Origin of the sequence: Kitasatospora sp. NPDC058048, assembly GCF_042885555.1 — a bacterium.
GTDB classification, from domain to species: Bacteria; Actinomycetota; Actinomycetes; order Streptomycetales; family Streptomycetaceae; genus Kitasatospora; species Kitasatospora lactacystinica.
In genome coordinates this window covers 72,771-92,639 of record NZ_JBHVRT010000016.1, presented here as the reverse complement: position 1 = coordinate 92,639, position 19,869 = coordinate 72,771, and the positions used below count along the sequence as shown (strand labels likewise).

The following is a 19,869-nucleotide window of genomic DNA, read 5'->3' as shown; positions in this document are numbered from 1 at the left end:
GGCGGGGTTCGGGCAAGGGGCGGAGGTCCCTCCCGGGTGCCCGCCCGGTGGGGCGGGCAACCGGGGCCTCGTCGTGCGCGGCCCCAGGCCGCGCGGCGCTCAGCGGGCGGGGCGGAGCCAGACGGTGGAGAGCGGGGGGAGGACCAGTTCGGCGGAGCGGGGCTGGCCGTCCCACTCCACCGGCTCGGCCTTGACCGGGTGGGAGTTGCCGACGCCGCTGCCGCCGTACTCCTCGGCGTCGGTGTTCAGTGCCTCCTCCCAGAGCTGCTCGCGGCCCGCCAGCCGGGGCAGGCCGACCCGGTGTCCGTGCCGGACGACCGGCGAGAAGTTGCAGACCGCGACCAGCGGCGAGCCGTCGGCCGCGTACCGGACGAAGGAGAGCAGGTTGTCCTCGGCGGCGCCGCCGTCGAGCCAGCGGAAGCCGTCCGGGACGGTGTCCAGCTCCCACAGCGCCGGGGTGTCGAGGTAGCACCGGTTGAGGTCGCCGACCAGCCGGCGCACCCCGAGGTGGTCCCGGTGGGCCGGCCACTGCTCGTCGAGCACCCACCACTGCGGGCCCTGCTCGTGGTCCCACTCCGCGCCCTGGGCGAACTCCTGCCCCATGAAGAGCAGTTGCTTGCCCGGGTGGGACCACATGAAGCCGAGGTAGGCGCGGTGGTTGGCGCGCTGCTGCCACCAGTCGCCGGGCATCTTGGAGACCAGCGCCTGCTTGCCGTGCACCACCTCGTCGTGGGAGATCGGCAGGACGTAGTTCTCCGAGTAGGCGTACACCATCGAGAAGGTGATCTCGTTGTGGTGGTACTTGCGGTGCACCGGCTCCTTGGAGATGTAGACCAGCGAGTCGTGCATCCAGCCCATGTTCCACTTCAGCCCGAAGCCGAGGCCGCCGGCGTCGGTGGGCCGGGTGACCCCGTCCCAGGCGGTGGACTCCTCGGCGATGGTGATCACGCCCGGGCAGCGGCGGTAGACGGTGGCGTTCATCTCCTGGAGGAAGGAGGCCGCGTCGAGGTTCTCCCGGCCGCCGTACTGGTTGGGCGTCCAGTCGCCGCCCTCGCGGGAGTAGTCGAGGTAGAGCATCGAGGCGACGGCGTCCACCCGCAGGCCGTCGATGTGGAACTCCTCGCACCAGTACACCGCGTTGGCGACCAGGAAGTTGCGCACCTCCTTGCGGCCGTAGTCGAACTCCAGCGTCCCCCAGTCCGGGTGCTCGGCGCGCAGCGGGTCGGCCGGCTCGTACAGCGGCTCGCCGTCGAAGCGGGCGAGCGCGAAGTCGTCCTTGGGGAAGTGCGCGGGCACCCAGTCGACGATCACGCCGATGCCGTGCCGGTGCAGGGTGTCCACCAGGTGGCGGAAGTCGTCGGGGCCGCCGAGCCGGGCGGTGGGGGCGTAGTAGCCGGACACCTGGTAGCCCCAGGAGCCGCCGAAGGGGTGCTCCATCACCGGCATGAACTCCACGTGGGTGAAGTTCAACTCCTGGAGGTAGCGCGGCAGTTCCTCGGCGATGGCGCGGTAGGTGGTGAGGTCCGGGCGCCAGGACGGCAGGTGCAGCTCGTACACCGACATCGGTGCCCGGTGGTGCGCGGAGCGGGCCCGGCGGGCCATCCACTCGCCGTCCTGCCACGTGTGGTCGGAGGAGGTGACCACCGAGGCGGTGCCGGGCGGGCACTGGGCGGCCCGGGCGAGCGGGTCGGCCTTGTCCAGCACCCAGCCCTGCCGGGTGTGCACCTCGTACTTGTAGGTGGCGCCCTCGGCGAGGCCGGGGACGAACAGCTCCCAGATCCCGGACGAGCCGAGCGAGCGCATCGGGTGCCCGGTGCCGTTCCAGTGGTTGAAGTCGCCGATCAGCCGTACCCCGGCGGCGTTCGGCGCCCAGACCGCGAAGGCGGTGCCGGCCACCCCGTCGACGGTGCGCAGGTGCGAGCCGAGCGCCCGCCACAGCTGTTCGTGCCGGCCCTCGGAGATCAGGTGCAGGTCGAGTTCGCCGAGGGTGGGCGCGGTGCGGTAGCCGTCGTGCTGGCGCAGCGGCTCGCCGTCGGGGTAGGTCACCAGCAGGGTGTAGTCCGGCGGGTCGCCGCCGGCCACCAGGCCGGTGAACAGTCCGCCCTGCTGGTGGGTGAGTTCGGCCGGGCCCTGGGTGGTCTCCACGACCACCCGTTCGGCGAACGGGCGCAGCACCCGGATCGCGGTGCCGCCGAGCACCGGGTGTGCGCCGAGCAGGGCGTGCGGGTCGTGGTGCTGCCCGCCGACCAGCCGGTCCACCTCGGACGGCGGCAGCGGTGCCTCGGGCAGCCGCAGCGCCCCGGAGGGGGCCGGGCGTCCGGCCTCCCGGGGTTCTCCGGCGGCGGACCGGGGGGCGGGCCGGGGGGTGGGCGGAGGCTCGGAGGCGGTCCCGGCGTCCTTCTCCTCGGTCGCCCGGCGCGCTTCGCGGTCGTGGCCGGCGCGCCCTTCGGCCGCCCGCCCTTCGGCTGGGAGCGGTCCGGCCAGGAAGGTGGCCGGTACGGTGCGGGTGGGGCGGCCGGTCGGGTCGATCGGCGTCACGGCGGGGTCCTCCTGCGACGGGGGTGGGCGAACTCCTGCGGGCGGTACAGGAAGCGGGGGGTCAGACGGACAGGGCCAGCCGGTTGATCGCGGCCAGCGGGATCGGCAGCCAGCTCGGCCGGTGCCGGGCCTCGTACACCACCTCGTACACCGCCTTGTCGATCTCCAGCGCGCGCATCAGCTCCGGCGAGGCGGCCGGGTCGGCGCCGCCGCCGGCGGTGTAGCCGGCGCAGTAGGCGGTGCGGTTGCGCTGGGCCCAGGCGGCGGCCAGGTGGGCCAGCTCCGGGTCGACCGGGCCGCCGGCCAGCAGGTGGGCGGCCGCGTAGTCGAAGGAGCGCAGCATCGCGGCGACGTCGCGCAGGGCGGGCTGCGGTTCGCGGCGCTCGTTGACGGACTTGGCCGGCTCGCCCTCGAAGTCCAGCAGCACCCAGCCGTGCGGGGTGCGCATCGCCTGTCCGAGGTGCAGGTCGCCGTGGATGCGCTGGACCGGCAGACCGTCCGGGTGGGCGTCGGCGAGCTGCTGGAAGGCGGCGCGCAGTGCGGCCCGGAAGCGCAGCAGCCCGGGGACGGCGGCCACGGCGCTGTCCAGCCGGTCGGCCATCGCGCCGGCGAGGCGTCCGGTCTGGGTGCGGTCGAGCCGGGCGACCGGCATCGAGCGGGCCAGCACCCGGTGCACCTCGGCGGTGGCCCGGCCGAGCCGGTGCGCCTCGATGGCGAAGTTGCCCGGGGACCGGTCGCCCTTGAGCCGGCCGACCTGGTCGAGGGCCAGTTCCCAGCCGTCCTCGGCGTCCGGCAGGTAGCGCTGCAGCAGCCCGAGGGTGGCGGGCTCGGCGCGCTCCATCCGGCTCTCGAACCAGGCGGCGACCCGGGGGATGCGGGTGGACCCGGCCCGGGAGAGTGCGAGCGAGAGTTCGAGGTCGGGGTTGGTGCCGGGGTGGATGCGGCGGAACAGTTTGAGGATGTACGAGGTGCCGTAGATGACCGAGCTGTTGGACTGCTCGGCGGTGGAGGCGCGGCCGGGGAGGTTGGCGGGCAGCCCCGAGCCGGGGGTGCGGCGGAAGGACAGCGCGCCGAAGCGGTCGCCGGTGGCCAGGTGTTCCAGCAGTCTCCCGGTGAGTTCCGGGTCGTGCACCGCGTCGTAGAGGGTCGCGCCGTCGTACGGGCCCTGGCTGAGCCGGCCGAGTACGGCGCCGGGCTCGATGTCCCCGAGCCCGCCGGAGCGGATGCCGAGCAGCAGCTGGTAGATGTCGCCGTGCGGGGCGCCGGCCGTGGTGGCGTGCTCGACCCGTAGCAACAGGTGGAGCAGGGCCGGGTCGCCGACCTGCAGCGGGGTGCCGACCACCGGGGTGAGGCCGGTGATGGGCCGCCCCTTGCCGGCGTACCAGCGCTGGGTGGGCAGCCACGCCGCGATCAGCGGCAGGGCCGCCTGGACGAGTTCGCTGACGCCCAGGGCGGTTCTCCGGACCCCGGCGCCCCGGGTGCCCGCCGCGGCGGCGGAACCGGCGGGGGCGCCGTCCTGGAGGTGGGCTTGAGAACGGGAGGTTTCGGACATGGCTCCCTTTCCCCGGAAGCACGCGGACTGCCCGACGGGTCGTGGCCGGGTCCGTCAGTCTTCCGGATTGCGGCGGCGCGGCGGTCGCGGCACGCGAGCACGGCTCGGGTGTCACGCCTTCGTGTGGGTGGCCGTTGGGCTGTTCTCCGTACGCGGTGGTGCAGAGAACTCCGGGGGCGCGGGGTTCAACTCGCGCCCCCGGAGGGTCTGATGGTGCTGTTCACGCTGGTGTGCGGCGTGCGGCGGATCGTTACTTCGATCGCCTGGTCCCGCTCAGGCGCGGGGGCTGCCGGAGCTGGAACCAGTAGAAGCCGTGCCCGGCCAGGGTGAGCAGGTAGGGCCACTCGCCGATCGACGGGAAGCGCACCCCACCGATCAGCTCGACCGGATACCGCCCGCCGTACTGCCGCAGGTCCAGCTCGGTCGGCTGCGCGAACCGCGAGAAGTTGTTCACGCACATGACCAGGTCCCCCTCGTGCTCGCGCACGAAGGCCAGTACGGCGGGGTTGCTGGAGGGCAGTTCGGCGTAGCCGCCGAGGCCGAACGCCGGATTGAGCTTGCGGATCTCGATCATGCGACGCGTCCAGTGCAGCAGCGAACTCGAACTGCTCTGCTGCGCCTCGACGTTGGTCACCTGGTAGCCGTACACCGGGTCCATGATGGGCGGCAGACTGAGCCTGCCCGGGTCGGCGGAGGAGAAACCCGCGTTGCGGTCCGGGGTCCACTGCATCGGGGTGCGCACGCCGTCCCGGTCGCCGAGCCAGATGTTGTCGCCCATGCCGATCTCGTCCCCGTAGTAGAGCACCGGGGAGCCGGGCAGGGAGAGCAGCAGGGCGGTGAACAGCTCGATCTGGTTGCGGTCGTTCTCCAGCAGCGGGGCGAGCCGGCGGCGGATGCCCACGTTGGCGCGCATCCGCGGGTCCTTGGCGTACTCCGCGTACATGTAGTCGCGCTCCTCGTCGGTGACCATCTCCAGGGTCAGCTCGTCGTGGTTGCGCAGGAAGATGCCCCACTGGCAGCCGCCGGGGATCTGCGGGGTCTTGGCGAGGATCTCCGACACCGGGTAGCGGGACTCCCGGCGCACCGCCATGAAGATCCGCGGCATCACCGGGAAGTGGAACGCCATGTGGCACTCGTCGCCGCCGGAGGCGAAGTCGCCGAAGTAGTCGACGACGTCCTCCGGCCACTGGTTCGCCTCGGCGAGCAGCACGGTGTCCGGGTAGTTGGCGTCGATCTCCTTGCGGACCCGTTGGAGGAACTCGTGGGTCTCCGGCAGGTTCTCGCAGTTGGTGCCCTCGCGGGCGAACAGGTACGGCACGGCGTCCAGCCGGAAGCCGTCGATGCCGAGGTCGAGCCAGAACCGCAGCCCGGCGATCATCTCGTCCTGGACCCGGGGGTTGTCGTAGTTGAGATCCGGCTGGTGCGAGAAGAAGCGGTGCCAGAAGTACTGCTTGCGGACGGGGTCGTAGGTCCAGTTGGACGTCTCGGTGTCGACGAAGATGATCCGGGCGTCCGGGTACTGCTTGTCGTCGTCGGCCCACATGTAGAAGTCGCCGTACGGCCCGTCCGGGTCCGTCCGGGAGGCCTGGAACCACGGGTGCTGGTCGCTGGTGTGGTTCATGACGAAGTCGATGACGATGCGCATGCCGCGGGCGTGGGCGGCGTCGACGAACTCCATGAAGTCGGCGAGGTCGCCGAACTCCGGCAGTACCGAGGTGTAGTCGGACACGTCGTACCCGCCGTCGCGCAGGGGCGAGGCGAAGAACGGGGGGAGCCAGAGGCAGTCGATCCCGAGCCACTGGAGGTAGTCGAGCTTGGCCGTGAGCCCCTTGAGGTCCCCGACCCCGTCGCCGTTGCTGTCCTGGAAGGACCGCACCAGCACCTCGTAGAAGACCGCACGCTTGAACCAGTCGGGGTCGAGCGTCTTCTTCGAGGTCTCGGGGAAGGTGTCGGGGACGGGCTCGTTCACTGTCACGCTGGGTTCCTCCGAACCGTGAGGAGGTGAGCCGGCTCGGCTGAGGGATCGAGCCGGACGTAGTTGTGCCGGCCCCAGGTGAAGACGGCGCCGGTGAGCTCGTCGTGCACCGCGTACGGGCCGTCGCCGTCCAGCGTGACGGTGGCCTCCTGGACGTGGTGCGGGTCGAGGTTCACCACGGTGATGACCTGGTCGGTGAGCCCCTCGGGGGTGGTCGCGGTCTTGGAGTAGGCGAGCACCTGGTCGTTGTCGGTGGGGTGGAAGCGCAGGTCGCGCAGCTGCTGGAGGGCGGGGTGGCGGCGGCGCAGCCGGTTCAGCACGGTCAGCAGCGGGGCCAGGGTGTCGGTGCGGCTCCAGTCGCGCGGGCGCAGTTCGTACTTCTCCGAGTGGAGGTACTCCTCGGAGCCCGGGTGGGCCGGCTCGTCCTCGTACAGCTCGTAGCCGGCGTAGACGCCGTAGCTGGGGGCGAGGGTGGCGGCGAGCACCGCGCGGATCGCGAAGGCGGCCCGGCCGCCGTGCTGGAGGTACGCGTGCAGGATGTCCGGGGTGTTGGCGAAGAAGTTGGGCCGCATGTAGGCGGCGGCGTCACCGGTGAGTTCGGTGAGGTACTCGGTGAGTTCCGGTTTGGTGGTGCGCCAGGTGAAGTACGTGTACGACTGGTGGAATCCGATCTTCGCCAGGGTGTGCATCATCGCCGGGCGGGTGAAGGCCTCCGCCAGGAACACGACGTCGGGGTCGGTCCGGGCGACGTCGGCGAGCACCTTCTCCCAGAACGCCACCGGTTTGGTGTGCGGGTTGTCGACCCGGAAGATCCGGATGCCGTGGGACATCCAGAACCGGAGGATCCGGATGGTTTCCTTGACGATTCCGTCCATGTCCTGGTCGAAGTTGACCGGAAAGATGTCCTGGTACTTCTTCGGCGGATTCTCGGCGTACGCGATGGTGCCGTCCGCGCGGTGGCTGAACCATTCCGGGTGCTTGTTCACCCAGGGGTGGTCGGGGGAGCACTGGAGGGCGAAGTCCAGCGCCACTTCCAGGTGCAGCGCCCGGGCCTCGGCGACGAAGTGGTCGAAGTCCTCGATGGTGCCGAGGTCCGGGTGGACCGCGTCGTGGCCGCCCTCGGGGGAGCCGATCGCCCAGGGCGAGCCGACGTCGTGCGGACCGGCCGTCAGGGTGTTGTCCGGGCCCTTGCGGAAGGCTCGGCCGATCGGGTGGACCGGCGGCAGGTAGACCACGTCGAAGCCCATCGCGGCGACGGCCGGCAGCCGCTCGGCGGCGGTGCGCAGGTTGCCCGGGCGCGGCGGCTCGACGCCGGCCGGGTCCACCACGGCGCCCTCCGAGCGGGGGAAGAACTCGTACCAGGAGCCGAACAGCGCGCGCTCGCGGTCCACCTGGAGCGGCAGCGGGCGGGAGGCGCTGAGCAGCTCGCGCAGCGGATAACGGACCAGCACGTCGAGCACCTCGGGGGCGAGCGCGGCGGCCAGCCGGGACAGCGGCGGCATGGTCGGGTCGCGCAGCGCGTCGGCGGCGGCCAGCAGGTCGGCGCGGCCCTCCTTCTTGGGCACCCCGGCCGCGGCCCGTTCCAGCAGCCGGGCGCCCTCCTCCAGGACCAGCGCGGTGTCGATCCCGGCGGGCAGCTTCACCGCGGCGGCCTTGCGCCAGGTGGCGACCGGGTCGCTCCACGCCTCCACCAGGTACGACCAGCGCCCGGGTGCGGTCGGGGTGACGTACGCGCCCCAGCGGTCGGTGCCCTCGGCCAGTTCGCGCATCGGCGTCCACGGGCCGCTGCGGCCGCGCGGGTCGCGCAGCACCACGTTGGCGTTGACGGCGTCGTGGCCCTCGCGGAAGACGGTCGCGGTGACCGGGAAGGTCTCGCCGACGACGGCCTTGGCCGGGCGGCGGCCGGCGTCGACGAGGGGACTGACGTCCAGGACGGGGATGCGGCCGATCACGGTGTCGCTCTCTGTCGTCTTGCGGGCGGAGGGCTTGGTGGAGGGCTTGGCGGCGGCCTTGCCGACGGTCCTCCCGGCGGGTTCGGCCGCGGTCCGGCGGGCGGTCGCCGGTTCTGCGGGCGCCTCGGCCGCGGCCGTCCGGCGGCGCGGCGCGGGATCGGCCCCGGTGCCGGCCTTCGGGGTGGTGGCCGACGCGGTGGCGGTGGTGCGGCGCGTGGTGGTGCGCCGGCGGGGCGCCGCGGTCCGGTCCTCCTCGCTCCCGGGGTGTCGGGTCGCGGAGGGCTGTGCCGCGGGGGGCTGGGCTTCGGAGGATCCGCCACCGACCGCCCCGGACGCCCTCGGCGCCGGCATCGCCGGATCTGTCCGAGTGTCAGAATCCATCCGTCCGGCGGATTCCGCGACCGCTGCGTCGAGGCCTTCGGCCATCGGTGTGGACTGGTCCCGCGTGTCGCCGTGCATGCCAAGCTCCTGCCCGAGATCGGCGGCAGCTCCCCGCGGGCCGGGGTCGGGCCGGGGGAGTACCGGAGGACTGCTGGGTGGGGAGGACGTGCCACCGGAGCCTGCCCGCGCCGCTGTTCCCGGCAACCTGCCCGGCGCCCGCCGAGCCGGTGGTGGGACGCCCCGGAGCCCGTGTGCGTCCCGGCGCACGCCTGCGCGGGCCGCGCCCCGGCCGACCCGGTCCACCCGTGAACGAGCGGGCCGGGCGTCAGGACACGCGTCCGTGCGCGGTGAGCGCCGAATGGGCTAAGAAGGACGGGAACGGCCAACACGAAAAGGATTCGGACGTGCTGCTTCGCGGGGGACGCCACCCGTCGTCGCTCTCCCCACAGCACCAACGACCTTCGGTCATCCTCGCACCGGCGACAAGGTTTTTGCAGCGGTACGACAGTAGTTTCGGGCCTTCTCCCGGGTGGACGGGCCCCCGGAAATGGAGTCGTACCGAAGAGTTCACGTATTGGTAGCGCGGGCCCCCGAAATGTGCGCCTCGCGCGCCCCTCGTGCAGACCAATGCGCCGAATGCGATCTCATCAATAGCCCGAACGGATGCCCAATAGCCCACTTGACGCACTGTCGGGCCGACCGCCGAGGCTACGCTTCACGCCGTGAAGGCAATCCGCAGATTCACCGTCCGCACCGTCCTGCCCGAACAACTCCAGCCGTTGCACGAGCTGGCCCTCAACCTGCGCTGGTCCTGGCACCCCGAGACCAGGGACCTCTTCCGGTCCGTGGACCCGGAGGTCTGGGCCGCGACCGGCGAGGACCCGGTACGGCTGCTCGGGGAGGTCCCGGCCGCCCGACTGGCCGCACTCGCCACGGACCGGCGCTTCCTGCGCAGACTCGGCGACCTCGCCGACGACCTGCGCGAGTACCTCACCGGCCCCCGCTGGTACCAGAACCGGCAGCAGTCCGACGCCGCCCCGCTGCCCGCCGCGATCGCCTACTTCTCGCCCGAGTACGGCATCGCCGCCGCGCTGCCCCAGTACTCCGGCGGACTCGGCATCCTGGCCGGCGACCACCTCAAGGCCGCCAGCGACCTCGGCGTGCCGGTCATCGGCGTCGGCCTGTTCTACCGGCACGGCTACTTCCGGCAGTCCCTGAGCCGGGACGGCTGGCAGCAGGAGCGCTATCCGCTGCTCGATCCGGACGAACTCGCGGTCAGCCTGCTGCGCGAGGCCGACGGCACCCCCGGCCGGGTCGACCTCGCCCTGCCCGGCGGCCGCACCCTGGCCGCCCACATCTGGAAGGCCCAGGTCGGGCGGGTCCCGCTGCTGCTGCTCGACTCCGACATCGAGGCCAACTCGCCCGCCGAGCGGGACGTCACCGACCGGCTGTACGGCGGCGGCAGCGAGCACCGGCTGCTCCAGGAGATGCTGCTCGGCATCGGCGGCGTCCGGGCGGTGCGCACCTACTGCCGGCTCACCGGGCACCCCGCCCCCGACGTCTTCCACACCAACGAGGGCCACGCCGGTTTCCTCGGCGTCGAACGCATCCGCGAACTGATCGCCGACGGCCGGGCCGGCCTCGACTTCGCCGCCGCCCTGGAGGCCGTCCGGGCCGGCACCCTCTTCACCACCCACACGCCTGTCCCGGCCGGCATCGACCGCTTCGACCGCGAGCTGGTCGCCCGCCACTTCGGCGGCGACGCCACACTGCCGGGCGTACCGGTCGACCAGGTGCTCGCGCTCGGCGCCGAGAGCTGGCCCGACGGGGACCCGAAGCTCTTCAACATGGCCGCCATGGGCCTGCGGCTCGCCCAGCGCGCCAACGGGGTCTCCACCCTGCACGGCGAGGTCAGCCGCTCGATGTTCAACGGCCTGTGGCCCGGCTTCGACCCCGCGGAGGTGCCGATCACCTCGGTCACCAACGGCGTGCACGCCGCCACCTGGATCGACCCGGCGGTGGTCCGGCTCGGCGCCGCCGAACTCGGCGCCGAGCGCGCCGAGGAGGCGATGACCACCGGCGAGACCCGGCGCTGGAGCGGACTGGAACGCATCGGCAATACCGAGGTCTGGGAGCTGCGGCGCACCCTGCGGGCCCAGCTGGTGGAGGAGGCCCGCCGCCGGCTGCACGCCTCCTGGCGCCGGCGCGGGGCCGGCGCGGCCGAGCTCGGCTGGGTCTCCTCGGTGCTCGACCCCGACGTGCTCACCATCGGCTTCGCCCGCCGGGTGCCCTCGTACAAGCGGCTCACCCTGATGCTGCGCGACCCGGAGCGGCTGCGCGGACTGCTGCTGCACCCCACCCGGCCGGTGCAGATCGTGGTCGCCGGCAAGGCCCACCCGGCCGACGACGGCGGCAAGCGGCTGATCCAGCAGTTGGTCGCCTTCGCCGACGACCCGGCGGTGCGGCACCGGATCGTCTTCCTGCCGGACTACGACATGGCGATGGCCCAGCGCCTCTACCCGGGCTGCGACGTCTGGCTGAACAACCCGCTGCGCCCGCTGGAGGCCTGCGGCACGTCCGGGATGAAGGCCGCGCTCAACGGCTGCCTCAACCTGTCCGTCCTGGACGGCTGGTGGGACGAGTGGTTCGACGGCCGCAACGGCTGGGCGATCCCCACCGCCGACGAGAGCGGCGGGGCGCTCGACCCGGACAGCGGCGAGGCCGAGCGGCGCGACGACATCGAGGCGGCCGCGCTCTACGACCTGATCGAGAACCAGGTCGCCGCCCGGTTCTACGACCGGGACGCCGACGGGCTGCCGCAGCAGTGGATCGCCATGGTCCGGCACACCCTGGTCACTCTCGGGCCCAAGGTGCTGGCCGGGCGGATGGTCCGGGAGTACGTCGAACGGCTGTACGCCCCGGCGGCGCAGGCCCAGCGGGAGCTGGCGGGGCAGCCCGCGGCCGGGCGGTTCACGGGCGCCCGCGAGCTGGCGGTCTGGAAGGCGAAGGTCCGGGAGGCGTGGCCGGCCGTCCGGGTCGAGCACGTCGAGGCGGACTGCCCGGCCGAGGCGCAGGAGCTGGGCAGCTCGCTGGCGCTGCGGGTGCAGGTCGCGCTCGGGACGCTGGAACCGGGCGACGTCGAGGTGCAGGCGGTCTCCGGCCGGGTGGACGAACGGGACCGCATCTCGGACGCCTGCCTGCTCGCCCTCAAGCCGGTCGGCGGGCCGGACCTGGACGGCCGCACCCGCTACGAGGGCTCGTTGGAGCTGTGCCGGACCGGCCCGTTCGGCTACACCGTCCGGGTGCTGCCCGCGCACCCCCGGCTGGCCTCGCCGGCCGAGCTGGGGCTGGTCGCCCTGCCGGCCGAGTCGGCCGGGATGGACGCCGGACTGCTGCGCTGACCTCGCGGGCGGCCGCCGTGCGTCCCGGCGAGGACGGCGGCGGCCCGCGGGGCGGCCGTGAACCGCGGCCGCGGCCGGGCCCGTAGGTCCGGTCGGGAAGTGGGGAGGCCCGGCCGGGTGCGTGACGGCGCACCCGGGCGGGCACATTCATGGGGGCCCGGAGCCGGACCCTAGACCAGGCTGTCCCGCCAGGCCCGGTGGAGGGCGGCGAAACGGCCGGAGCCGTCGATCAGCTCCTGTGGGGAGCCATCTTCCACGATCCGGCCCTGATCCATCACCAGGACACGGTCGGCGATCTCCACGGTGGAGAGCCGGTGGGCGATGATCACCGCCGTCCGGCCGGCCAGCACGGTGCGCATCGCCCGCTGCACGGCCTGTTCGCCGGGGACGTCCAGCGAGCTGGTCGCCTCGTCCAGGATCAGTACCGCCGGGTCGGCCAGCAGGGCGCGGGCGAAGGCCACCAGCTGGCGCTGGCCGGCCGAAATCCGGCCGCCGCGCTTGCGCACGTCGGTGTCGAAGCCGTCCGGGAGGGCGGCGATGAACTCGTACGCGCCGATGTCGCGGGCGGCCTGCTCGACCTCCGCGCGGGTGGCGCCGGGTCGGCCGATCGCGATGTTCTCGGCGACGGTGCCGGAGAACAGGAAGGACTCCTGGGTGACCATCACCACCCCGCGCCGCAGCTCGGGGGTGGCCAGGTCGCGCAGCTCCACGCCGTCCAGCCGGATCCGGCCGTCGGTCGGGTCGTAGAAGCGGGCCAGCAGCTTGGCGACCGTCGACTTGCCCGCGCCGGTCGCGCCGACCACCGCCACCGTCTGCCCGGCCGGGATCGACAGGTCGAAGGGCGGCAGCACCTCCTTGCCGGTCCGGTAGGCGAAGCGGGTGCCCTCGAAGGCCACCGCCCGGCCCTTGCCGTCGGCCCGGGGCAGCTCGACGGGCTCGGCCGGCTCGGCGACGGTCGGCTCGTGGGCGAGCAGGCCGGAGATCTTCTCCAGGGCGGCGGCGGCCGACTGGTAGCTGTTCAGGAACATCGCCAGCTGGTCGATCGGGTCGAAGAGCCGGCGCAGGTAGAGCGCGAAGGCGGTGAGCACGCCCAGCTCCAGGGCGTCGTCCACGACCAGGTAGGCGCCGAGCAGCACCACGCCGGTGGTCCACAGGTTGGCGGTGGCGCGGGAGAGGCCGACGTAGCGGGCGATCTCCAGCAGGCCGTCCGCCGTCGCGGTGGCGGACTGCTGGTTGACCACGGCGAAGGCGGCGTCGTTGGCCTTCTCGCGGCGGAAGGCCTGCACCGGACGGATGCCGTTCATGGTCTCGGTGAAGCGGACGATCAGCGAGGCCGCCGCGGTGCGCGAGCGCCGGTAGACCCGGCGCGAGCGGTGGCGGAAGGAGCGGGCGATCAGGGCCAGCGGCAGGAAGGCCGCCAGCGAGACCAGGCCGAGCCGCCAGTCCAGCACCAGCAGCAGCACCGAGATGTAGCAGACCGACAGGAAGACCGTCAGCAGCTCCTGCAGGCCCTCGGAGAGCAGCTCGCGCAGCGCGTCGATGTCGCTGGTGGCGCGGGAGATGATCCGGCCCGAGGTGTAGCGCTCGTGGAAGTCCAGGCTGAGCCGCTGGGCGTGCCGGAAGATCCGGCCGCGCAGCTCCAGCACGATGTCCTGGTTGACCCGGGCGCTGATCTTGATGAACGCCCACTGCAGCACCGGGCTGAGCAGCGCGCAGAACAGGTAGGCCGCGACCACCGCGATCAGCGGGCCGGAGTCGTGCTCGCGCAGCGCCGGGATGCCGCGGTCCATCGCCACCGCGACCAGCAGCGGCCCGGACTGGAGCGCGGCCTGCTGGACCAGGATGATCACCATCGCGATGGTGATCCGGGCCCGGTGCGGGCCGAGCAGCGAGCGCAGCAGCGCCCGGGGCGCACCCGGCGGGACGGGGATGTCCTCCTCGTCGGCGGGAGGCGCGGGCAGCTCCTCCTCGGCCGGCTCGGCGGGCCCGGTCCGGACGGGTTCGGCGGTGGTGGTCATGCGTGCCCTCCATTCGACGCGAGGGAGCCCTCGGGCACCGGGGCGGCCTCGCCCGACATCAGTTCTCGGTAGTGCGCGCAGTCGCGCAGCAGCTCCTGGTGGGTGCCGACGGCCGCGATCCGGCCGTCGGCCAGCACCGCGACCCGGTCGGCGAGCAGCACGGTGCTGGGGCGGTGGGCGACCACCAGGGCGGTGGTGGTGCCGAGGACCTCGCGCAGCGCCCGTTCGACCAGGGCCTCGGTGTGCACGTCCAGGGCGGAGAGCGGGTCGTCCAGCACCAGGAAGGCCGGGTCGCCGACCACCGCGCGGGCCAGCGCGAGGCGCTGGCGCTGGCCGCCGGACAGGCTCAGCCCCTGCTCGCCGACCTCGGTGTCCGGGCCCTGCGGGAGCTTCTCGACGAAGCCGGCCTGGGCGGTGGCGAGGGCGGTGCGCAGCTGCTCCTCGCCGGCGCCCGGGGCGCCCATCAGGACGTTCTCCCGGACGGTGGCGGAGAACAGGGTGGGTTCCTCGAAGGCGACCGCGACGAGTTCGCGCAGCCGCTGCCGGGGCAGCTCGCGGACGTCCCGGCCGTCCAGCGTGATGGTGCCGGCGGTGGCGTCGTACAGCCGGGGGAGCAGGGCGGTGAGCGTGGTCTTGCCGCTGCCGGTGGCGCCGACCAGGGCCATCGTCTCGCCGCTGCGGACGTGCAGGTCGATGCCGGCCAGCAGGTCGGGGCTGTCCCCGGGGGCGTCGGGGTAGCGGAAGCGGACGCCGGTGAAGCGGATGCCGTCCGCGGTGGCGAGTTCGGCGGCGGTGCCCGGGTCCGGGGTCTCCGGCTCGTCCATCACTTCGAAGAAACGGTCGGTGGCGGTGGCCGCGTCGTTGCCGTAGGCGAGCAGCCAGCCGAGCGACTCGACGGGCCAGCGCAGCGCGAGCGCGGTGGAGAGGAAGGCGACCAGGGTGCCGGCGCTCAGGCCGTCGTTCGCCACCAGGTAGGCGCCGACGGCGAGGGCGCAGCCCAGCGCGATCTCCGGCAGGCCGACGGTGACCGCCCACAGGTTGGCGAGCAGGTGCGCCTTGCGCAGCTCGGTGCGGCGCAGCTCCTGGGACTGGGCGCGGAAGCGCTCGGCCATGGAGCGGTGGCGGCCGAAGGCCTTGAGGATGCGGATGCCGAGGACGGACTCCTCGACCACGGTGGCGAGGTCGCCGTTCTGGTCCTGGGCGCGCCGGGTGGCGCCGGAGTAGCCGGTCTCGAACCGCCGGGTGACCACGAACAGCGGGACGACCGGGATCAGGGCGATCAGGGCGAGCCGCCAGTCCTGGGTGAACATCAGCACCGTGCCGGCCAGGAACATCACCGAGTTGACGATCAGGAAGACCAGCGGGAAGGCCAGGAACAGCCGCATGGTGTACATGTCGGCGGTGGCCCGGGAGAGCAACTGGCCGGAGCCCCAGCGGTCGTGGAAGGAGACCGGCAGCCGCTGGAGCTTGGCGAAGAGGTCCCCGCGCATCGCCGTCTCCAGCCCGGCCAGCGGGCGGGCCAGCACCACCCGGCGGGTGTAGAACAGTGCCGACTCGACCAGGCCGAGGAGCACCAGCAGGCCGACCAGGGGCCAGAGGCCGGCGAGGTCGCGCTCGGCGAGCGGGCCGTCCACGATCCGGCCGAGGATCACCGGGACGGCGAGGGTGCTCAGCATGGCGAGCGTCGCGGCCGTCACCGAGACGGCCAGCCGGCCGCGGACGGCACGGGCGTACGGCCACAGGCGCAGCAGGGAGCGGACCGCGGAGTGCCGCGGCCCGGGTCCGGTCCGGCCGGTTCCGTCGGGTTCGTCGGTTCTGTCCGGCTCCCCGGGGCCGTCGGTTCGGGGGCTTCCCTGGGGCGCGTTGTCGTGGTCCTGCCTGTTCTCGGCCATCGCGGTGAGGGTAGGCACAGAGCCCGTCACTTCTCATCCGGTTTTTCGCCCCTGTCGGTGCGGCCCGCCGAGAACCGGCCACCCGAACGGCCGGGGCGCGCGCGAAAGGGAGGGGCGCGTGCGGCCGTTCGTGCGGGGAGGAGTGCGCCGCGCGCCTCTTGCGAGCGCCCTGCTGATCGGCCGATGACACCTCCTGACGGATGCCTTTTGATGCGCGAGTGACAGGAGTGCACACATGACGGTCGAAACCGAACCCACGCCAGGGCCCGGCTCCGCAATCGTGCAGGTACGGGCCCAGCTCAGCCTCAGCACGACCGCGGCGCGGAACCTGGCGACGACGACCAAGTCGAAGCCGCAGATGCAGGAGATCACCTCCCGCTGGCTGCTGAGGATGCTGCCGTGGGTGCAGGTCAGCGCGGGCACCTACCGGGTCAACCGGCGGCTGAGCTTCGCCCCCGGGCAGGGCCGGGTGAGCTTCGCGAAGACCGGCTCCGCGGTGACGGTGATCGCCCCCTCGCTGGCCGAGGTTCCGGCGCTGCGCGGTTTCGAGGACGAGGAGGTGCTGGCCGAGATGGCCCGCCGGTTCGTGCAGCGGGACTTCGCGCAGGGCGACGTGCTGGCGCAGGAGGGGGCGCCGATCGAGGAGGTGTTCCTGATCGCGCACGGCAAGGTGGACCGGATCGGCACCGGCAAGTACGGCGAGCAGACCGTGCTCGGCTCGCTCGCGGACGGCGACCACCTCGGCGACGAGGCGATCACCGAGGGCGGCGGCACCTGGCCGTACACCGTGCGGGCGAACACCTCCGGGGTCGCGATGACGCTGTCCTGGCCGGTGCTCCAGGAGCTGATCGGCCGCTCCGAGCCGCTGCGCGAGCAGCTGCTGGGCTTCGCCGCGGACGTCGCGCAGGCGCAGAACGAGCACGGCGAGGCGAGGATCGACCTCTCGGCCGGCCACCGGGGCGAGTACGAGCTGCCCGGAGCCTTCGTGGACTACGAGCTGAAGCCGCGCGAGTACGAGCTGAGCGTCGCGCAGACCGTGCTCAAGGTGCACACCCGGGTCGCGGACCTCTACAACCAGCCGATGAACCAGACCGAGGAGCAGCTGCGGCTGACCGTCGAGGCCCTGCGGGAGCGGCAGGAGCACGAGATCATCAACAACCCGGAGTTCGGCCTGCTCGGCAACGCCGACTTCGACCAGCGGATCCAGACCCGCGCCGGGGCGCCCACCCCGGACGACCTGGACGAGCTGCTGAGCATGCGCCGTGACACCGACTACCTGTTCGCCCACCCGCGGGCGATCGCGGCCTTCGAGCGGGAGTGCAACCGGGCCGGCGTCTACCCGTCCACCGTCGACGTCCTCGGCAAGCAGCGGCCGACCTGGCGCGGGGTGCCGATCTTCCCGTGCAACAAGATCCCGGTGTCCGGCCAGCAGACCACCGCGTTCATCGCGATGCGCGTCGGCGAGGACAACCAGGGCGTGGTCGGCCTCACCCAGGTCGGTATCCCGGACGAGGTGGAGCCGGGCCTGAACGTGCGGTTCATGGGCATCGACGAGAAGGCGATCGCCTCCTACCTGGTCAGCACCTACTACTCGGCGGCGGTGCTGGTGCCGGACGCGATCGGGGTGCTGGAGAACGTCGAGCTCGGGCACGCCCGCGGCTGAGCCCGGGCCCTCAGACGGCGGGTGCGCGCAGCAGTCGCAGCGAGCGCCCGCCCAGCACGACGGCGCCGCGCGGGCACGGTCCGTCCGGGCCCGCGGCGGTGTCGATCACCGTCTCCCAGCCGGCCGCCGCCTCCCGCCCGGCCGCGGTCTCCCGCCCGGCCGCTGCCTCCTGCCCGGGGGCCGGCGCCGCCCGGGGCTCGCCGGGCAGGGTGAACACCACCGGTTCGTGGCCCGCGTTGAGCAGCAGCAGGAAGCTGTCGTCGCTGAGCGGCAGCCCGGCCTCGTCCCGTTCGGACAGCGCGGTCCCGCAGAGCAGCATGCCGAGGCAGGCGGTCGGCGCGAACCAGTCGGCCTCGGTCATCTCGGTGCCCCGCGGGGTGAACCAGACGAGGTCGGGCCGGCCGCCGGGGGCGGTGGCGCGGCCGGAGAAGAACGCCCGGCGGCGCAGCACCGGGTGGGCCCGGCGCAGCCGGACCAGCCGGGCGGTGAGTTCGCACAGTTCCTGCCAGCCGGGCTGCTCCAGCAGTGACCAGTCCAGCCAGCCGACCTCGTTGTCCTGGCAGTAGGCGTTGTTGTTGCCGCCCTGGGTGCGGCCCAGCTCGTCGCCGGCGGTGATCATCGGGACGCCGGCGGAGAGCAGCAGGGTGGCCGTCAGGTTGCGCAGCTGGCGCAGGCGCAGGGAGTTGACCGCCGGGTCGGCGGTCTCGCCCTCGGCGCCGTGGTTCCAGGAGCGGTTGTCCTCGGTGCCGTCCCGGTTGTCCTCGCCGTTGGCCTCGTTGTGCTTGCGGTCGTAGGAGACCAGGTCGCGCAGGGTGAAACCGTCGTGCGCCGTCACGTAGTTGACCGAGGCGCCCGGGCGGCGGCCGGCCCGCTGGTAGAGGTCGGAGGAGCCGGAGAGGCGATAGCCGAGCTCGCGCACGTCCGGGCGGGCGCCGCGCCAGAAGTCCCGTACGGTGTCGCGGTACTTGTCGTTCCACTCGGCCCACAGCGGGGGGAAGCCGCCGACCTGGTAGCCGCCCGGGCCCACGTCCCAGGGCTCGGCGATCAGCTTCACCCGGCTGAGCAGGGGGTCCTGGGCGACGGCGGCGAGGAAGGGGTGGTCCATGTCGACGGCGTCGCCGCCGTTCGGGCCGCCGCGGGCCAGCGCGGCGGCCAGGTCGAAGCGGAAGCCGTCCACGCCCATCTCGGCGACCCAGTAGCGCAGCGAGTCGGTGATCAGCCGGATCACCTGCGGGCGGCGGGTGTCCAGGGTGTTGCCGCAGCCGGTGTAGTCGGCGTAGCCGCGGGGGCGGTTGGGCGGGAGGCGGTAGTAGGCGGCGTTGTCGATGCCGCGCAGCGAGAGCGCCGGGCCGAGTGCGCCGCCCTCGGCGGTGTGGTTGAACACCACGTCCAGGATCACCTCGATCCCGGCGGCGTGCAGGGCGCGGACCATCCGTTTGAACTCGCCGACCTGGCCGCCGCGGGAGCCGGAGGCGGAGTAGCCGGCGTGCGGGGCGAAGTAGCCGATCGTGTTGTAGCCCCAGTAGTTGACCAGTCCGCGGGCCTGCAGGTGGTCCTCGCTGGCGTGCTGGTGCACCGGCAGCAGCTCGACGGCGGTCACCCCGAGGCGGGTGAGGTGGGCGACGGCGGCGGGGTGGGCGAGGCCGGCGTAGGTGCCGCGCAGCTGCGGCGGGACCTCGGGGTGGCGCATGGTGAAGCCGCGCACGTGCAGTTCGTAGAGCACCGTCTCGGCCCACGGGGTCCTCGGGCGGTGGTCGTCGGACCAGTCGTCGTCGTCGTGGACGACCACGGATCTGGGCACGTACGGCGCGGAGTCGCGGTTGTCCCGGACGGTGTCGGCGACGTCCGCCTCGGGCCAGTTGCGGACGGCGGAGCAGACGGCGTCGTGCGAGGTGTAACAGCCGTCCACGGCACGGGCGTACGGGTCGAGCAGCAGCTTGGCCGGGTTCCAGCGGGCGCCGGTCCACGGGTCCCAGCGGCCGTGCACGCGGAAGCCGTAGCGGGTGCCGGGGCGCACGCCGGGGAGGAAGCCGTGCCAGATCTGGACGTCCTGCTCGGTGAGGTGGTGCCGGCTCTCCCGGCCGTCCTCGTCGAACAGGCACAGCTCGACGGCCTCGGCGCCGGCCGCCCAGAGCGCGAAGTTGGTGCCCCGGCGGCCGCGCCGGTCGGTGCGGCAGCGGGCGCCGAGCGGCTGCCAGCTGCCGGGCCAGGGCGGTTCGGCGGTGCGGTGCGGACCGCCGACCGGCCGTACCCCGGCTTCCAGCTCCTGCCCTGACGCCATGGCCGCACCCTCCCTGGGCGGGGTGTCCCGGACCCCGTTCACCTTCTCCTTCCCGGATTGCGCAGATCGGAAGCCGTTGAACGGGGGCTTACCGGCGGATGGCGGCCAGGGTGGCGGGTTGACGGGACGGGGGGATTCCGGGGCGATCGGCGTGTCCCCGCGTCGATGCGCCTCGTTGTTCCCGGCGTCGGACGCGAACAGTGGGAGGGCCCCGGG

The 19,869-nt window shown here is 73.1% G+C and carries 9 protein-coding genes; 2 read left to right on the top strand and 7 right to left on the bottom strand.

The window, feature by feature from the left end; genetic code table 11:
* Positions 1 to 99: 99 nt before the first annotated feature.
* From glgB to ACFVVA_RS18775, 4 genes are all read right to left on the bottom strand, one after another.
* Positions 100 to 2,538, bottom strand: coding sequence for a 1,4-alpha-glucan branching protein GlgB (gene glgB / locus ACFVVA_RS18790; RefSeq protein WP_387690847.1), 2,439 nt, complete (start codon positions 2,536 to 2,538; stop codon positions 100 to 102).
* A gap of 61 nt (positions 2,539 to 2,599) precedes the next feature.
* Positions 2,600 to 4,090, bottom strand: a complete 1,491-nt coding sequence (locus tag ACFVVA_RS18785; protein ID WP_387690846.1) for a maltokinase — start codon at positions 4,088 to 4,090, stop codon at positions 2,600 to 2,602.
* Between the two features lie 250 nt (positions 4,091 to 4,340).
* Positions 4,341 to 6,065, bottom strand: a complete 1,725-nt coding sequence (gene treS / locus ACFVVA_RS18780; RefSeq protein ID WP_380348689.1) for a maltose alpha-D-glucosyltransferase — start codon at positions 6,063 to 6,065, stop codon at positions 4,341 to 4,343.
* Positions 6,062 to 8,017: an alpha-1,4-glucan--maltose-1-phosphate maltosyltransferase gene (locus ACFVVA_RS18775; protein ID WP_387690936.1), complete on the bottom strand. Its 1,956-nt coding sequence runs from the start codon at positions 8,015 to 8,017 to the stop codon at positions 6,062 to 6,064. The genes treS and ACFVVA_RS18775 overlap by 4 nt, the downstream gene beginning before the upstream one ends.
* A gap of 1,103 nt (positions 8,018 to 9,120) precedes the next feature.
* On the opposite strand from ACFVVA_RS18775, the gene glgP reads away from it, so the two are divergent.
* Positions 9,121 to 11,799 carry an alpha-glucan family phosphorylase gene (gene glgP / locus ACFVVA_RS18770; protein ID WP_387690844.1) on the top strand — a complete coding sequence of 893 codons (2,679 nt, stop codon included), beginning with the start codon at positions 9,121 to 9,123 and terminating at the stop codon, positions 11,797 to 11,799.
* A gap of 170 nt (positions 11,800 to 11,969) precedes the next feature.
* On the opposite strand, the gene ACFVVA_RS18765 is transcribed toward glgP, so the two are convergent.
* Entirely contained in the window at positions 11,970 to 13,817 is a 1,848-nt protein-coding gene (locus tag ACFVVA_RS18765) for an ABC transporter ATP-binding protein (protein ID WP_387690843.1), read from the bottom strand.
* Positions 13,814 to 15,709: an ABC transporter ATP-binding protein gene (locus ACFVVA_RS18760; RefSeq protein ID WP_387690841.1), complete on the bottom strand. Its 1,896-nt coding sequence runs from the start codon at positions 15,707 to 15,709 to the stop codon at positions 13,814 to 13,816. The genes ACFVVA_RS18765 and ACFVVA_RS18760 overlap by 4 nt, the downstream gene beginning before the upstream one ends.
* Positions 15,710 to 15,944: 235 nt before the next feature.
* Here ACFVVA_RS18760 and ACFVVA_RS18755 point away from each other — a divergent pair, with 235 nt between their 5' ends.
* The gene (locus ACFVVA_RS18755; RefSeq protein ID WP_387690840.1) at positions 15,945 to 17,372 is read left to right on the top strand and encodes a family 2B encapsulin nanocompartment shell protein; all 1,428 of its coding nucleotides are present in this window, start codon (positions 15,945 to 15,947) and stop codon (positions 17,370 to 17,372) included.
* Positions 17,373 to 17,382: 10 nt separating this feature from the next.
* Here ACFVVA_RS18755 and glgX read toward each other — a convergent pair whose 3' ends face one another.
* Positions 17,383 to 19,653, bottom strand: coding sequence for a glycogen debranching protein GlgX (gene glgX / locus ACFVVA_RS18750; protein WP_387690838.1), 2,271 nt, complete (start codon positions 19,651 to 19,653; stop codon positions 17,383 to 17,385).
* Positions 19,654 to 19,869 lie beyond the last annotated feature (216 nt).

What these genes read in the sequence shown, in the direction of transcription:
- ACFVVA_RS18785 (WP_387690846.1), bottom strand. Translation starts at nt 4,090, where the DNA reads ATGTCCGAAACCTCCCGTTCTCAAGCCCACCTCCAGGACGGCGCCCCC.
- ACFVVA_RS18765 (WP_387690843.1), bottom strand. Translation starts at nt 13,817, where the DNA reads ATGACCACCACCGCCGAACCCGTCCGGACCGGGCCCGCCGAGCCGGCC.
- ACFVVA_RS18760 (WP_387690841.1), bottom strand. Translation starts at nt 15,709, where the DNA reads ATGGCCGAGAACAGGCAGGACCACGACAACGCGCCCCAGGGAAGCCCC.
- ACFVVA_RS18755 (WP_387690840.1), top strand. Translation starts at nt 15,945, where the DNA reads ATGACGGTCGAAACCGAACCCACGCCAGGGCCCGGCTCCGCAATCGTG.
- glgX (WP_387690838.1), bottom strand. Translation starts at nt 19,653, where the DNA reads ATGGCGTCAGGGCAGGAGCTGGAAGCCGGGGTACGGCCGGTCGGCGGT.